This window comes from Micromonospora sp. SL4-19, assembly GCF_047921475.1.
Classification (GTDB): Bacteria; Actinomycetota; Actinomycetes; order Mycobacteriales; family Micromonosporaceae; genus Micromonospora.
The window spans coordinates 100,936-114,813 of sequence record NZ_JBLROB010000005.1 but is presented as its reverse complement, the minus strand read 5'-3'; the positions used below and the strand labels follow the sequence as shown (position 1 = coordinate 114,813).

General features: G+C 71.8%; 15 protein-coding genes. 9 read left to right on the top strand and 6 right to left on the bottom strand.

The annotated features are described in order from the left end of the window. Positions 1–62 precede the first annotated feature (62 nt). The 5 genes from ACNAVT_RS09860 to ccsB are packed head-to-tail and all read left to right on the top strand — an operon-like array spanning position 63 to position 4,729. Positions 63–710: a histidine phosphatase family protein gene (locus ACNAVT_RS09860; protein WP_416294900.1), complete on the top strand. Its 648-nt coding sequence runs from the start codon at positions 63–65 to the stop codon at positions 708–710. Next, complete coding sequence (locus ACNAVT_RS09855) at positions 710–1,282, top strand: TlpA family protein disulfide reductase (protein WP_416294899.1); 573 nt, start codon at positions 710–712, stop codon at positions 1,280–1,282. The genes ACNAVT_RS09860 and ACNAVT_RS09855 overlap by 1 nt, the downstream gene beginning before the upstream one ends. Further along, the gene (locus tag ACNAVT_RS09850) at positions 1,282–2,127 is read left to right on the top strand and encodes a cytochrome c biogenesis CcdA family protein (RefSeq protein ID WP_416294897.1); all 846 of its coding nucleotides are present in this window, start codon (positions 1,282–1,284) and stop codon (positions 2,125–2,127) included. The genes ACNAVT_RS09855 and ACNAVT_RS09850 overlap by 1 nt, the downstream gene beginning before the upstream one ends. Continuing rightward, on the top strand, positions 2,127–3,746 hold the full coding sequence (gene resB / locus ACNAVT_RS09845; RefSeq protein ID WP_416294896.1) for a cytochrome c biogenesis protein ResB: 1,620 nt from the start codon (positions 2,127–2,129) through the stop codon (positions 3,744–3,746). Before ACNAVT_RS09850 ends, resB begins: the two co-directional genes overlap by 1 nt. Beyond that, positions 3,746–4,729, top strand: coding sequence for a c-type cytochrome biogenesis protein CcsB (gene ccsB / locus ACNAVT_RS09840; RefSeq protein WP_416294894.1), 984 nt, complete (start codon positions 3,746–3,748; stop codon positions 4,727–4,729). Before resB ends, ccsB begins: the two co-directional genes overlap by 1 nt. Positions 4,730–4,784: 55 nt before the next feature. Here ccsB and ACNAVT_RS09835 read toward each other — a convergent pair whose 3' ends face one another. Next, positions 4,785–4,916 (bottom strand): hypothetical protein, encoded by a 132-nt coding sequence (locus ACNAVT_RS09835; RefSeq protein ID WP_416294891.1) that lies wholly within the window; start codon positions 4,914–4,916, stop codon positions 4,785–4,787. A gap of 73 nt (positions 4,917–4,989) precedes the next feature. Between ACNAVT_RS09835 and ACNAVT_RS09830 the strand changes: the two genes are divergently transcribed. Beyond that, positions 4,990–6,471, top strand: a complete 1,482-nt coding sequence (locus tag ACNAVT_RS09830) for an AAA family ATPase (protein ID WP_416294890.1) — start codon at positions 4,990–4,992, stop codon at positions 6,469–6,471. A gap of 66 nt (positions 6,472–6,537) precedes the next feature. On the opposite strand, the gene ACNAVT_RS09825 is transcribed toward ACNAVT_RS09830, so the two are convergent. The 3 genes from ACNAVT_RS09825 to ACNAVT_RS09815 form a co-directional block, all read right to left on the bottom strand. Beyond that, positions 6,538–7,542 (bottom strand): CU044_5270 family protein, encoded by a 1,005-nt coding sequence (locus ACNAVT_RS09825; protein WP_416294888.1) that lies wholly within the window; start codon positions 7,540–7,542, stop codon positions 6,538–6,540. Continuing rightward, entirely contained in the window at positions 7,539–8,132 is a 594-nt protein-coding gene (locus tag ACNAVT_RS09820) for an RNA polymerase sigma factor (protein ID WP_416294887.1), read from the bottom strand. Before ACNAVT_RS09820 ends, ACNAVT_RS09825 begins: the two co-directional genes overlap by 4 nt. A 116-nt stretch (positions 8,133–8,248) precedes the next feature. Then, positions 8,249–8,719 (bottom strand): MarR family winged helix-turn-helix transcriptional regulator, encoded by a 471-nt coding sequence (locus ACNAVT_RS09815; RefSeq protein WP_416294884.1) that lies wholly within the window; start codon positions 8,717–8,719, stop codon positions 8,249–8,251. Between the two features lie 63 nt (positions 8,720–8,782). Between ACNAVT_RS09815 and ACNAVT_RS09810 the strand changes: the two genes are divergently transcribed. Further along, on the top strand, positions 8,783–9,343 hold the full coding sequence (locus ACNAVT_RS09810; RefSeq protein WP_416294882.1) for a carboxymuconolactone decarboxylase family protein: 561 nt from the start codon (positions 8,783–8,785) through the stop codon (positions 9,341–9,343). A 23-nt stretch (positions 9,344–9,366) separates the two neighbouring features. Here the strand turns inward: ACNAVT_RS09810 and ACNAVT_RS09805 are convergent, their stop codons facing one another. Further along, on the bottom strand, positions 9,367–10,239 hold the full coding sequence (locus ACNAVT_RS09805; protein WP_416294880.1) for an alpha/beta fold hydrolase: 873 nt from the start codon (positions 10,237–10,239) through the stop codon (positions 9,367–9,369). 176 nt (positions 10,240–10,415) lie between these two features. On the opposite strand from ACNAVT_RS09805, the gene ACNAVT_RS09800 reads away from it, so the two are divergent. After that, positions 10,416–11,876, top strand: a complete 1,461-nt coding sequence (locus ACNAVT_RS09800) for a menaquinone biosynthesis decarboxylase (RefSeq protein ID WP_416294879.1) — start codon at positions 10,416–10,418, stop codon at positions 11,874–11,876. After that, positions 11,876–12,790: a menaquinone biosynthesis prenyltransferase MqnP gene (gene mqnP, locus ACNAVT_RS09795; RefSeq protein ID WP_416294877.1), complete on the top strand. Its 915-nt coding sequence runs from the start codon at positions 11,876–11,878 to the stop codon at positions 12,788–12,790. Before ACNAVT_RS09800 ends, mqnP begins: the two co-directional genes overlap by 1 nt. 8 nt (positions 12,791–12,798) lie before the next feature. Here mqnP and ACNAVT_RS09790 read toward each other — a convergent pair whose 3' ends face one another. Beyond that, positions 12,799–13,764, bottom strand: a complete 966-nt coding sequence (locus ACNAVT_RS09790; protein WP_416294875.1) for a terpene synthase family protein — start codon at positions 13,762–13,764, stop codon at positions 12,799–12,801. Positions 13,765–13,878 lie beyond the last annotated feature (114 nt).

Here is a 13,878-nt window from a genome sequence, read left to right as displayed (position 1 = left end):
GTGAGCGCGAGGAGTGAGCCGGGTTTGCGAGCCCCGCAGTCGCGAACGAAGAGGACACGGTCGTGAGCGAGACGGTGGTCCACGTGCTGCGGCACGGCGAGGTGCACAACCCGGACGGCGTCCTCTACGGCCGGCTGCCCGGTTTCCGTCTCTCCGAGCTGGGCGTCCAGATGGCCAAGGCCGCCGCCCAGGCGCTCGCCGAGAAGACCGTGGTGCACGTGGTGGCCAGCCCGCTGGAACGGGCCCAGCAGACCGCCGAGCCGATCGCCGCGCAGTTCGGCCTCCCGGTCGGCGTGGACGAGCGGCTGATCGAGAGCGCCAACTGGTTCGAGGGCAAGAAGGTCTCTCCGGGTGACGGCTCGTTCCGCGACCCGCGCAACTGGTGGGTGCTGCGCGACCCGGTCACCCCGTCCTGGGGTGAGGCCTACCGGGCCATCGCCGAGCGGATGTTCGGCGCGCTGCACGCCGCCCGGATCGCCGCCGAGGGGCGCGAGGCCGTGCTCGTCTCCCACCAGCTCCCCATCTGGACGCTGCGTCGGTACGTCGAGCGCAAGCGGCTCTGGCACGACCCGCGCCGGCGGCAGTGCGGCCTGGCCAGCCTCACCTCGTTCCACTTCGACGGTGCCAAGATCGTCGGCATCGGATACAGCGAGCCGGCGGCCCACCTGGTCGCGATCTCGGCGACGGCCCGGACGGCCAAGGGCGCCTGATGCCCACCCGGAGGCTCGCCGCCGCCATGCTCGCCGCCGTCACCGCCGGCGCGGCGCTGGTCGCCTGCTCCTCCGGGAGCCAGGAGAGCCGTTGCACGAGCGACGGCCTCACCATCAGCTGCGCCCCCGACCAGCGCTCGAAGACCCCGAAGGTGAGCGGTGAACTGCTCACCGGCGGGAGCTACGACGTCTCCCAGGCCCGCGGCCAGGTGGTCGTGGTCAACTTCTGGGGCTCCTGGTGCGCGCCCTGCCGTGCGGAGGCCGACGACCTGGAGGCCACCTACCAGGCCACCAAGGCGTCCGGGGTGGCGTTCCTCGGCATCAACGTGCAGGACAGCAAGGACAAGGCGATCGCCTTCGAGGAGGGCCGGGCCACCTACCCGAGCCTCTTCGACCCGGCCAGCCGGCAGGCGCTCAACTTCGACATCCCGCCGAACAGCACCCCGGCGACCGTCGTCCTGGACCGGGACGGCCGTATCGCGGTGGTGATCCGCAGGGCCGTCACCCAGCAGGAACTGCAACCCGTCGTCGAGCGGATCGCCGCCGAGCAGCCGGCGTCCGGATCCCGCTGATGGGCGAGACCTTCCGCCAGGTCGCCGAGTCCGGCCCGCTGTTGCTGGCCGTCGGTGCGGCGGCGCTCGCCGGGCTGGTCAGCTTCCTCTCGCCCTGCGTCCTGCCACTCATGCCCGGCTACCTGTCGTACGTCACCGGCCTGGCCGGCGCCGACCTGGAGGGCCGGGCCCGCGCCGATGGCCCGCCGGCCGCCACCGACGGTAGGGACCCCACGAGCGGCGGGGTGGCCGTCGCGGCGCCTCCGGCGACCCGGCCGGTGGCCGCCGTGAAGGGGCGGGTGCTCGCCGGCACGCTGCTGTTCATCGCCGGCTTCACCGCCGTGTTCATCACCACCGCGGTCGTCGTCTCCAGCGTCGGCAAGCTCTTCTTCCAGCACGAACGGACGCTGGAGATCGTCATCGGCGCGCTGGTGGTCGTGCTCGGGCTCGGCTACCTCGGCGTGATCCCCGGGATGCAGCGCGAGCTCCGGATCCAGCGGCTGCCCGCCGCCGGGCTGCTCGGCGCCCCGGTGCTCGGCGCGGTCTTCGCGCTGAGCTGGATGCCCTGCACCGGCCCGACGCTCGGCGCGGTGCTGGGCATGGCGGCGGTGGAGGGCAAGACCGACCGGGCGGTGCTGCTCGCCGTGGCGTACTGCCTCGGGCTGGGGGTGCCGTTCGTCGTTTTCGGGCTGGGCTTCCACCGCCTGCTCGGCGTGTTCCGCGCCGTCCGGCGCAACAGCCGCTGGGTCACCCGGATCGGCGGTGCCCTGCTGATCCTGATCGGCCTGGCGCTGGTCACCGGCGGCTGGCAGAACTTCGTGATCTGGTTGCAGACGCACGTGGGCGTGGGCGAGGTGAGCATCTGATGACGACCGTGGACGACCGGCCGTCGGCCCCGCCGGCAGGAGCGCCCCGCCGGCGGGTCAATCCGGTGCTGGCCCTGCTGCGCAACTCGTGGCGGCAGCTCACCAGCATGCGTACGGCGCTGATCCTGCTCTTCCTGCTCGCGGTCGCCGCCATCCCCGGTTCGGTGCTGCCGCAGCGCGGGGTCAACCCGGAAAAGGTCAACCAGTACCTCGTCGATCACCCCGACCTGGCCCCGCGCCTGGACCAGTTCGGCATGTTCGAGGTCTTCGCCTCGGTCTGGTTCTCCGCGATCTACCTGCTGCTGTTCACCTCGCTGGTCGGCTGCGTCCTGCCCCGGGCCCGCGACCACATTCGCGCCCTGCGCCTGCAGCCGCCGGCCGCACCGAAGCGGCTCGAGCGGCTGCCCCAGCACGCGGTGCTGGAGGCGCCGGCCGCCGCCGACCCCGAGGCGATCGCGGCGGTGCTGCGCCGTCGCCGCTGGCGGGTCGTGGTTCGCGGCAACGAGGTCTCCGCCGAGAAGGGCTACCTCAAGGAGACCGGCAACCTGTTCTTCCACGTCTCGCTGGTCGCCGTCCTGCTCGGGGTCGCGGTCGGCTCCTGGTACGGCTGGCACGGCAACCGCCTGCTGGTGGCGGGCGAGGAGAACGCGTTCTGCAACACCCGCCAGCAGTACGCCGAGGCGTCGCTCGGCCCGCGCGTGGACAGCGCCGACCTGCCGCCGTTCTGCCTCACCCTGGACCGCTTCGACGCGAAGTTTCTGCCGTCCGGGCAGCCGTCGAGCTTCTGGGCCACGGTGACCGTGGACGAGACCGACGGGTCGAAGCGGACCGCCGGCTTCTCGGTCAACTCGCCGCTGCGGCTCGGCTCGGCCAACGTCTACCTGCTCGGCCACGGCTACGCCCCGATCCTGCGCTACACCGACAAGTACGGTCGCAGCCAGACCAGCACCGTGCCGTTCCTGACGACCGGCGACGCGAACATCACCGAGGAGGGCGTGGCCGCGTTCCCGGACGCGAACGTCGACCCGAAGACCGGTCAGCGCGCCGCCGACCAGCAGGTGGCCTTCGACGGGCTCTACCTGCCGACCGCCCCGGACAGCCCGCCGTTCGTCTCGTCCCAGTCACCGCAGGAGCAGAACCCGGCGGTGGTGCTGCAGGCGTACCGGGGCAACCTCGGGATGGACGCCGGCATCCCCGGCTCGGTCTACAAGCTCGACCAGCGGCAGATCGACAACGGCAAGCTCAAGGAGATCGGTAACAAGAGGCTGGGCCGCGGCGAGAAGTGGACCCTCGACGACGGCAGCACGCTGGAGTTCCTCGGCACCAAGCCGTACGTCACCATCTCCGTCCGGTACGCCCCGGGGCAGATGGTGATGCTCGGCGCCTGCGTGACGCTGCTCGCCGGCCTGATGGGCTCCCTCTTCGCCCGGCGGCGGCGGGTCTGGTTCCGGATTTCGCCCCCCGAGGGTGGATCTCCGACGAGCGGTAGTAGCTTGGTGGAGGCCGGTGGGCTGCCGCGCACCGAGCATCCAGGGTTCGCCGACGAGTTCGCGCAGCTCGTCGCCGCGGTCAGCGACGACGGGCGGGACGACCGGCGGGCGCGAGAAGGAGCCGAGTGATGTCCGCACTCTCCGACCAGTTGGTCACGTACGCGATCCTGGCGTACCTGGTCGCGATGATCAGTCACGCCGTCGAGTACGCGCTCGGCAACGCCCGTGCGGTGCCGGCGAAGGCCGCGAACCCGGCCCGGGAGCTGGTCGGCGCGGGCGTCGGCGGCGCGGGCGGGATCGTCGAGCAGCCTGCCGGCGTCCCGACCGGGACCCGGCCCAGCCGCTCTGCCGCCCGGGCGGTGGTGGCCGGGAAGATCGCCGCCTGGATCACCACGCTCGCCGTCGCGCTGCACCTGGGCGCGCTGGTAACCCGGGGCCTCGCCGCCGAGCGGATGCCCTGGGGCAACATGTACGAGTTCGTGCTGACGGTCACCTGGATCGGGGCCGCGGCCTGGCTGGCGGTGCTCTGGAAGCGCCCCTCACTGCGCCGGCTCGGGCTCTTCCTGACCCTGGTCATGGTGCTGCTGCTGGCCTTTGCCGAGCTGAAGCTCTACGTGCAGGTCACGCCGCTGATGCCGGCACTGCAGTCGTACTGGTTCATCATCCACGTGTCGACGATCGTCTTCGCCTCCGGCATCTTCCTGCTGGGCGTGGTGCCGGCCGCGGCGTACCTTTTGCGAGCCGGCTGGGAGCAGGGCCGGCGGAGCTTCCCGTACACCCTGGCCCGCCGGCTGCCGGCGGCGGCCGGCCTGGAGCGACTGACCTTCGCGCTGCACGCCTTCGCCTTCCCGATCTTCACCTTCGCGGTGATCGCCGGGGCGATCTGGGCCGAGGCGGCCTGGGGCCGGGCCTGGGGCTGGGACCCGAAGGAGACCTGGGCGTTCATCTCCTGGGTGGTGTACGCCGGCTACCTGCACGCCCGGGCCACCCCGAGCGTCAAGCGGAACGTGGCCACCTGGATCGCCGTCCTGGGCTTCCTGACCATGCTGATGAACCTGTTCGGGGTCAACTTCTTCTTCACCGGCCTGCACTCGTACGCCGGCATCAGCTGACCCGTTCCGCGCCAACCGCCGGGGAGCTGCTGCTCCCGGCGGTCGCGTCGTCTCATCAGCGGGCGGGCCGGCGGGTGGTCAACACGTCGTCGACGCGCAGGGTGATCTGGTACGCCACCTCGGGCAGGTCGGCCAGGTCGAGGCGGTCGGCCCGCAGCGCGAACTGGGCGTGCAGTTCAGCATCCATCGGGTCGCCCCACGTGCAAAATGTAGGACTACACTTCTAAGAAATGCACCTCTGCGAAATGCGGTGACGCCAGGTGACTCAACTGCCGAAGCCCACGGGGATCTTCGACCGGGACGTCGAATGGGCCGAGTTGACTCGCTTCGCTGCCGACGAGCGCTCGGGCGCAACCCTCGGGGTGGTCAGTGGGCGACGCCGCCAGGGCAAGACATTGCTGCTCTATGAGCTGGCCCGGGCCAGCTCCGGCTTCTACTTCGGCGCCACCGAGGCGACGGCGGCGGAATCCCTCCGGCGGCTCGGCGAGGCGCTCGGCGCCTATACGGGCGCGCCAGGGCCGGTTCAGCTGGCCGACTGGGGCTCGGCGGTGGATGCGCTGCTCGCCCTGGGACGGGAGCGCTCGGTGACCGTGGTCATCGACGAGTTCCCGTATCTCGTGCGCGCCGCCAGAGACCTCCCGTCGATCATTCAGCACGCGCTCACGCCCGGGCGGCCGGAACGCACGCAGTCCCGTACCCGCCTACTGCTCTGCGGATCGGCCCTGTCTTTCATGGGCGGCCTGCTCGCCGGTTCCGCCCCGCTTCGGGGACGGGCCGGCCTGGAGTTGTCGGTGCAGCCGCTGGACTATCGGGCCGCTGCGGCTTTCTGGGGCATCGAGGACCCGTTGCTGGCGGTGAAGGTCTTCTCCATCGTGGGTGGGACGCCGGCCTACCGGCGCGAATACGTCCAGGACGATGCGCCGGAGGGCCTGGACGACTTCGACAGCTGGGTCGTGCGGGCTGTCCTCAATCCGGCGCGGCCGTTGTTCCGGGAGGCGCGTTACCTGCTTGCCGAGGATCCCGATCTGCGGGACGCCGCCCTCTACCACTCCGTGCTGTCGGCGGTTGCGGAAGGCAACGCCAGTCGTGGCGGGATCGCCGGTTACATCGGACGCAAGTCGAATGACCTGCAACATCCACTGACGGTGCTGGAGGACGCCGGCCTGCTGGTGCGGGAACCGGATCCGCTCCGGAGCGGACGCAGCAGTTACCGGATCACCGAACCGCTCATCACCTTCTACCAGGCCGTCATGCGCCCCGCCTGGACCGCGCTGGAACAGCGCCGTGGCGGGGACGTCTGGCGTCGATCGAAACGTCGCTACACCAGCGCCGTCATCCGTCCCCGGTTCGAGGAGATCGTCCGGCAGTGGGCAATCCGCTTCGCCGATCTCGATGTCTTCGACGGTGTCGTCGCGGAGGCCAGTGCCGCGATCCTGACGGACCCGGCCACCCGAACCAGTCACGAGCTGGATCTGGTCGCGCTCGGGGAGCCGCCGCTCGGTGACGGGCCGCGCCCGCTGCTCGCGATCGGCGAGGTGGAGTGGGGGCGACGGCTGGGCCAGGCGGATCTGGAGCGGTTGCGGCACGTGCGGGAGTTGCTCGTCCGCCGCCCCGGGATTGACGCCACCCGCACCCGCCTGCTGCTGGCGAGCGGGGAAGGATTCACCGACGACCTGCGGCGAGCGGCCGCGGACCGGCCCGACGTCGTCCTCGTCGACGCGGCCCGGCTCTACTCGGACTGACAGACACGGCCGGAGCGGCCGGGCCGTCGGGCGGCACCTTCCCGCCCGGCGGTGGCGCGGCCTCCGTCAGGGGAGCTGTCCGGCGCGGTCGACCACCGCGACCTTGAGCACCGCCGTTGAGTAGATCGACTGTCCGGCCGGCACGCCGTACGCCTCCCGGGTCAGCACCTCGTGCTCGCCCAGGAACGCGTACGTCTTCCGATCGAAGATGAGCTCGGCCCGGATGCCCTGCACCTCGTCCCGGGCGAGCGCGATTCCGGCCCGCCCGGCCTCGTCGGTGACGTCGCCGACCACCCGCACGCCGGGGATTCGCGCAACCGCCTCGAAGACGGCGGCCAGCGACGCCGGCGGCACGTACGCCTCCCGGATCAGGTCGCCGGCGATGGTGAAGGCCTCCTGGTCCCGGGGGTTCCCGTTTCCAGGGCTCTTCCTCCCGTCGGCACGGCGGTACAGGTAGCGCAGCATGCCGTCGGCGTTGGTGGGCAGGTCGGCGTGGTGGGCCGGGGTGGGCGTGCACGAGCCCTCCGCTGTTCTGCCGTCATTCGGCTGGGTGAACTTGCCGTCCTGACAGCCGGCCAGGACCGACTCATGCGGGCGACCGGAGGCCGGACGCTCCCGCAGCAGCCCGTCCCGGGTGCCGTCGGCGGAGAGCCATATCCTTCGCTCGACCGGCGTGATGGTCGCCCGTCCCGAGCCACCCTCGGTGAAGTTCATCACGAGGTCGCGTGACTCGACGTAGATGAACTGGTCGCTGCGGACGGGCAGGGCCGGTTGACGCCTTGCCTGGTCGGCCGCACCAGCGAGGATCCGCTCGGCGGCGGAGGCGCTCGACGCCGGAGCGTGCTCTCCGAAGGAGACCACCTGGGTGGCCAGAACGCCGACGGTCACCACGGCGGCGAGACTGCCGACCGCCGCCACCCGCCAGCCGAACCGGGGGGCGGTGAGCCATCGCCGGCCACGCGCCGGCCGGCTGGCCTCGGTGAGCACCCGGTGCCGGAGGCGACCGGGCGGGGTGGCGGAAGGCGGGTCGAGGGTGCGGCCCAGCTCGTCCAGTGCATTCAGGTCGGTCATTGGTTCACCTCGGTGGTGTCGGTCGGGTTGCTGTCGCCGAGCGCGGCACGCAGTTTGCGGCGGGCGCGGTGCAGCCGGGAACGCACCGTGCCGAGTTTGAGCTGGAGGGTCTCGGCGACCTCTTCGTAGCTGAGGTCGCCCCACGCGACGAGGAGCAGCACGTCCCGGTCGCCGGGGTTGAGGCGCCGCAGCGCCTCGGTCAGCGGACGCCGGGTGGATCGGGCGGTGACCGATGCGGCGACCCGGTCAGCGAAGCCTTCCGCGACGTCGTCGGCAGCCGTTCGTTCGAGCGCCCGCCACCGGGCCTCCTCGGCCCGCCGGTGCCGGGCGATCTCTCTGGTCAGGATGCCGAAGAACCAGGGGCGGGCGTCGGTGCGCGCCAGATCGTACGAGCTGCGACGGCGGAACGCGGCGAGGAACGTGTCGGCGACGACGTCCTCGGCGAGTTCCGACCCGACCCGCCGGTACGCGTACCGGTAGAGCTGGGCGGCGTACCGGTCGTAGAGCAGGCCGAACTGTTCAGCGTCCCGTTGGGACGCCGCGATGGCCGTGGCGTCGCTGACGCCTTGGCTGGGCGCCACCACTAACACGGCGGCGTGGTGCGCTGGGGTTGATGACTCACCGGGAACCTCCCGTCCATGAACGATCTGACACCCTGTCTCTCCGTGAGTGGGGTTTTCGGTTCACGCCGGGACCGGAGCGGTGTTCAGCCGCCGAACCAGCCGGGGACATCGAGGCGGAAGAAGTTCGGCTGGGCGATCGTGCTCAGGTCGTCCTCCAGCTCCGCGACGCGGTCGGCGCCGAGCGTCGCCACCCAGCGGTCCCGGAGCTGGTCGAACACGACGGCGGAGCGGCGCAGCCCGTCCAGCCCGCGCTCGGTCAGCCGGATCAGCTTGCGCCGGGCGTCGGTGGGGTCGTCGGCGCGCTCCAGGTAGCCGACCGCCACCAGCCGGTCGACGGTCTTGCCCGCCGCCTGCTTGGACACGCCGAGGCGCTGGCCCAGCTCGCCCGCGGTGGTGCCGGCCACGCCGACCGCCTGGAGGACGAAACCGTGCACCGGGCGTAGCTCGGGATGCCCCTGGTGGGCCAGCTCGGCGTGCAGGTCGTCGATGAGCGTACGGAAGCCGGCGAGCAGAAGCAGGGGGAGCACGAAGCCGGGGCGGTCAGGCGTTGCCATGTTCGACAACCACGTTTACTATTTGGTCAACCACGTTGACTATCGTACCCGGGAGGGCTCGGCATGTCCCGACCCATCTTCACCACACACACCCTCGACAGCGCGCCCGCCGCCGCCCGCGCCACCATGGCGGGCGTCCACCGCAATCTCGGCCATCTCCCCACCGCCGTCGCCCTGATGGCCGAGTCCCCGGAGCTGCTCAAGGGCTTCCTCACCGCCAACGCCGTCTTCGAGGCCAGCGACCTCGACCCGGTCGCCCGCGAGGTGGTGGTGTTCACCGTTGCCACCCGCAACGAGTGCCACCTCTGCGTGGCCATGCACACCGCCACGCTCACCCGCCAGGGCGCCGCCCCGGAGCTGATCGGTGCCCTGCGGGCCGGTACGGAGCTGCTCGATGCGCGACTGGAGGCGCTGCGCCAGTTCACCCTGGCCGTGCTCGATCACCGGGGCGCGGTCCCGGACGGCGAACTGGACGCCTTCCTCGCTGCCGGCTGGCAGCCCCGGCACGCGTTGGACGTGGTGCTCGGTGTCGGGGTGTACACCATCTCCACCTTCGCCAACCGGCTCACCGCCGCCCCGCTCGACACGCCGCTGGCCGCGTACGCCTGGGAGCCGGCCGCCTGACCGGTGCGGGCCTCGCCGGCGGGTCACCCGCGGAGGAACGGCAGCAGCAGGGCGGCCAGCTCCGCCGGGCGCTCCTCGAACAGCCAGTGACCACAGTCCTCGACCACCTCGCCGGTGACCGTGTCGGCGTACCGGCGTACCTGGTCGGCGACCTGCGGGCCGAGGCTGGCCTGGGCGCCGACGGCGAGCACCGGCATGGGCAGCCGGTTCGACCGGTACGCCGCGTTGTCCTCGACGTCCTGTCCGAACGCCCGGAAGTAGCCGAAGCTGGCTCGCAGGTGCGCCTCGTCGCGTAGGTGCCGTGCGTACTCCTCGATGTCGTCGGGGCCGATGCTGCCCTTGTTGACCATGATCGAGTCGCTGAAGCGGTCTACCCAGAGCGCCTCCCTGCCGGCGACGAGCTGCTCCGGCAGGCCGTTGGGGACGGTGAAGAAGCCGAAGTTCCACACCGCCGGGCCGGCGGCGGTCAGCGCCGGGATGGTGTAGATGCTCTCGTCGGGGATCGGCGCCTCGGTGAGCACCAGCCGGGCGACCGAGCCGGGCTGGGCAGCGGCGTAGGCGTACGCGACCATGGTGCCCAGGTCGTGGCCGACCAGTCGGATGTCCCCGGCCAGGCCGAGCCCGGTGAGCAGCCCGTGCAGCTCGGCGGCGACGGTCTTCTTGTCGTACCCGCCGGGTGGGGCGTCGCTGTCCCCGAAGCCGCGCAGGTCGGGGGCGACCACCTCGTACGACTCCGCCAGCTCCGGCAGCAGGTGCCGCCACATCCGCCAGCACTGCGGGTAGCCATGGAGCAGCACCACGGTGGGCCCCCGGCCGCCCCGCACGTAGTTCCACGTCACGTCGCCGACCCGGGCCCGCTGCTCGGTGAATCCCGCTGGCATCCGTCCGTCGCCCATGTCGCCCTCCGCCCTGGTCCGGCCGCTCGACTACCCCGCCGACCGTCGCCCATGCCGGTGCCGCTCGGTGTCAAGAGGGGGTCCTGCTCAGCCGGAGGGGTTGAGAGGCGGCACTTCCTGTCACGTCACACCACCCGGCGTGGGCGGGGCGGGTGGGGGTGCGGGAGGATGGCGGCATGGCGGCTCGTGGGTTTCCGTACACCGATCTCAAGGAGTTTCTCGCGGCGCTGGAGCGCGCGGGCGAGCTGCGGCGGGTGAGTGTCCCGGTCGACCCCACGCTGGAGATCAGCGAGGTGGTCACCCGGACCGTCCGGGCCGGCGGGCCGGCACTGCTCTTCGAGCGGCCGACCCGGGGCGAGATGCCGGTGGCGATCAACCTGTTCGGCACCGAGAAGCGGATGGCGATGGCGCTCGGCGTCGACTCGCTGGACGAGATCGGTGAGCGGATCGGTGGGCTGATCAAGCCGGAGCTGCCGGTCGGCTGGTCGGGCATCCGCGAGGGCCTGGGCAAGGTCATGCAGCTCAAGTCGGTGCCGCCGCGCAAGGTCAAGACCGCGCCCTGCCAGCAGGTGGTCTACCGGGGCGACGACGTCGACCTGAACCGGCTGCCCGGCCTCCAGGTCTGGCCCGGTGACGGCGGCATCTTCCACAACTTCGGGCTGACCCACACCAAGCACCCGGAGACCGGCAAGCGCAACCTGGGCCTCTACCGCCTGCAGCAGCACAGCCGGAACACGCTGGGCATGCACTGGCAGATCCACAAGGACTCCACCGCGCACCACGCGGTCGCCGAGCGGCTCGGCCAGCGGCTCCCGGTCGCGATCGCGATCGGCTGCGACCCGGTCGTCTCGTACGCCGCCACCGCGCCGCTGCCCAGCGACATCGACGAGTACCTGTTCGCCGGCTTCCTGCGCGGCGAGCGGGTGGAGATGGTCGACTGCCTGACCGTGCCGCTGCAGGTGCCGGCACACGCCCAGGTGGTGCTGGAGGGCTACCTGGAGCCCGGCGAGCGGCTGCCCGAGGGGCCGTTCGGAGACCACACCGGCTTCTACACCCCGGTCGAGCCGTTCCCGGTGCTGCACGTCGAGACGATGACCATGCAGCGCCACCCGGTCTACCACTCGATCGTCACCTCCAAGCCGCCCCAGGAGGACCACGGCCTCGGCAAGGCCACCGAGCGCATCTTCCAGCCGCTGCTCAAACTGATGATCCCGGACATCGTCGACTACGACCTGCCGGCCGCCGGGGTCTTCCACAACTGCGCGATCGTGTCGATCCGCAAGCGCTACCCGAAGCACGCGCAGAAGGTGATGAACGCGATCTGGGGCGCGCACCTGATGTCGCTGACCAAGCTGATCGTGATCGTCGACGAGGACTGCGACGTGCACGACTACGCCGAGGTCGCCTTCCGCGCCTTCGGTAACGTCGACTACGCCCGCGACCTGCTCGTCACCGAGGGCCCGGTGGACCACCTCGACCACTCTTCGTACCAGCAGTTCTGGGGCGGCAAGGCGGGCATCGACGCGACCCGCAAGCTGCCCGCCGAGGGCTACACCCGGGGCTGGCCGGAGGAGATGTCGATGTCGCCCGAGGTGGCCTCGCTGGTCGACAAGCGCTGGAAGGAGTACGGGATCTGATGGCCACGGTCGCCGAGGCCCCGGTGGAACGCCCGGGACGGGTCAAGTCCTTCCTCAAGCTGGTCGCGATCGAGCACTCGGTCTTCGCGCTGCCGTTCGCGTACCTGTCGGCGCTGACCGCGATGCGGGTCGAGGGCGGGCACGTGCGCTGGCTCGATCTGCTGCTGATCACCGTGGCGATGGTCGGGGCGCGGACGTTCGCCATGGCCGCCAACCGGATCCTCGACCGGCGGATCGACGCGCGGAACCCGCGTACCGCCAATCGGGAGCTGGTGACCGGGGCGGTGAGCGTGCGGACCGCCTGGACCGGCGCGGCGGTCGCGCTGGTGGTCTTCCTCGCCGCCGCCGCCCGGCTCAACCCGCTCTGCCTGGCGCTCGCGCCGCTCGCCGTGGTCCCGCTGGTCGTCTACCCCTACGGCAAGCGGTTCACCAACTGGCCGCACGCCGTCCTGGCGATCGCCCAGGCGGTCGGGCCGGTCGGGGCGTGGCTGGCGGTCACCGGCACCCTCGCCGGCTCCTGGCCGGCGTGGCTCCTCGGCGCCGCTGTGGGCCTGTGGATCGGCGGCTTCGACCTGATCTATGCCTGCCAGGACGCCGACGTGGACCGGAGGATCGGCGTGCACAGCGTCCCGGCGCGCTACGGCCTGCGCTTCGCGCTGCACGCCTCCACCGTCGCGCACGTGGTGACCTTCGTGCTGTTCATCTGGTTCGGCGCGCTGGTCGGCTTCGGCTGGCTCTGGTGGATCGGGCTGGCGTTCACCGCGCTCGCCTTCGGCTACCAGCACCTGGTCGTCAGCCCGACCGACCTGAGCAAGGTCAACCGGGCGTTCTTCACCGCCAACGGCTTCGTCGGCATCGTGCTGTTCGTTTTCGCCCTGCTCGATCTGGTGGTCCGCCTCGACCTGCGGCCCTGAGCGGCGGGTCAACGATCGGCGCCGGCCGGGTAGCGGGCGCTCTCCAGCGTCCAGTCGACCGTGCCCCGGACCGCGTTGGCCACCCCGTCGAGATGGGCGGTGACCGACTCGTCCAGCGCCGGCCCGAAGGACGGCACGGCGGCGCGCAGCGCCACGAACCGGGCCATCTCCGTGCGCCAGCGCGTGGCGACCAGATCCACCGCGGTCGCCACCGGCACGCCCCGCTCGGCGGCCACCGCCAGCACCAGGTTGTGGCCCCCGGCGGTGGCCCGGTCCCGGTCCAGCGAGGCGATGTCGTTGAACCAGGAGAGCAGGTCGTTGGCGAGGTCGGCGAGCCGGCGCAGCGGGGGATGCCCAGGCACCGCGTCGGGCAGCGGCCGGCCGATCGCGAACTCGATCAGGGGGTACGACACGTACGCCGCCGAGGTGGCCCGGCGCAGCTCGACGTACTCGTCGACCCCGGGCGGCCGGCCGGCGGCCTTCGCGACCGCCTCCCGCCAGGCGCCGTCGAGGTGATGGGCGACGGCCTCGGCGAAGCGGAGCCGCCAGCTGGCCGGCATCCGTCGCCGGGGCTCCCGCCACGCCTGCACCAGCAGCCGGCGTAGTGGACCGGCGAAGCCGGGATGGCGGGCGCGGGGACCATCTCGGAGCAGGGTGAGCGTGCCGTCGCGCAGCGCCCGGATCCGCGCCGGGTCCGGGCGGCCCAGCCCGTCGCAGGCGTCGTCCACCAGGAAGAACCAGGTGAACAGCGCGGCCAGCACGCGCAGGTCGGGCTCGGTGGCGTCCGGGAAGAGCCGGCCGGCATACCGGGCGAAGCCGGCCCGAGCCAGCCGCTCCCGGGCGGCGGCGTCCAGCGGCAGGCCGAGACGGTCGAGCTGGTCGACCAGCCAGCCCTGGACCCCGTCGGCGTACGGCGAGAGACGGGGCACGATCGGGCACTCGGACTGCAGCGACCGGAGCACCGCCTCCGTCATCACCGATCCCTTCGATGGAACTGGATCGCTGTCGGAAGCATGGCAGGTCGCCAGGACGGCCGCCGCCCCGGCGAACAACGGTGGCGGTCATGGCACAAGCGGGACGGTCCGGAC

Coding starts and splice junctions, on each gene's coding strand:
- ACNAVT_RS09855 (WP_416294899.1), top strand. CDS start 710: ATGCCCACCCGGAGGCTCGCCGCCGCCATGCTCGCCGCCGTCACCGCC.
- ACNAVT_RS09850 (WP_416294897.1), top strand. CDS start 1,282: ATGGGCGAGACCTTCCGCCAGGTCGCCGAGTCCGGCCCGCTGTTGCTG.
- resB (WP_416294896.1), top strand. CDS start 2,127: ATGACGACCGTGGACGACCGGCCGTCGGCCCCGCCGGCAGGAGCGCCC.
- ccsB (WP_416294894.1), top strand. CDS start 3,746: ATGTCCGCACTCTCCGACCAGTTGGTCACGTACGCGATCCTGGCGTAC.
- ACNAVT_RS09835 (WP_416294891.1), bottom strand. CDS start 4,916: ATGGATGCTGAACTGCACGCCCAGTTCGCGCTGCGGGCCGACCGCCTC.
- ACNAVT_RS09825 (WP_416294888.1), bottom strand. CDS start 7,542: ATGACCGACCTGAATGCACTGGACGAGCTGGGCCGCACCCTCGACCCG.
- ACNAVT_RS09815 (WP_416294884.1), bottom strand. CDS start 8,719: ATGGCAACGCCTGACCGCCCCGGCTTCGTGCTCCCCCTGCTTCTGCTC.
- ACNAVT_RS09810 (WP_416294882.1), top strand. CDS start 8,783: ATGTCCCGACCCATCTTCACCACACACACCCTCGACAGCGCGCCCGCC.
- ACNAVT_RS09805 (WP_416294880.1), bottom strand. CDS start 10,239: ATGGGCGACGGACGGATGCCAGCGGGATTCACCGAGCAGCGGGCCCGG.
- ACNAVT_RS09800 (WP_416294879.1), top strand. CDS start 10,416: ATGGCGGCTCGTGGGTTTCCGTACACCGATCTCAAGGAGTTTCTCGCG.
- mqnP (WP_416294877.1), top strand. CDS start 11,876: ATGGCCACGGTCGCCGAGGCCCCGGTGGAACGCCCGGGACGGGTCAAG.
- ACNAVT_RS09790 (WP_416294875.1), bottom strand. CDS start 13,764: ATGACGGAGGCGGTGCTCCGGTCGCTGCAGTCCGAGTGCCCGATCGTG.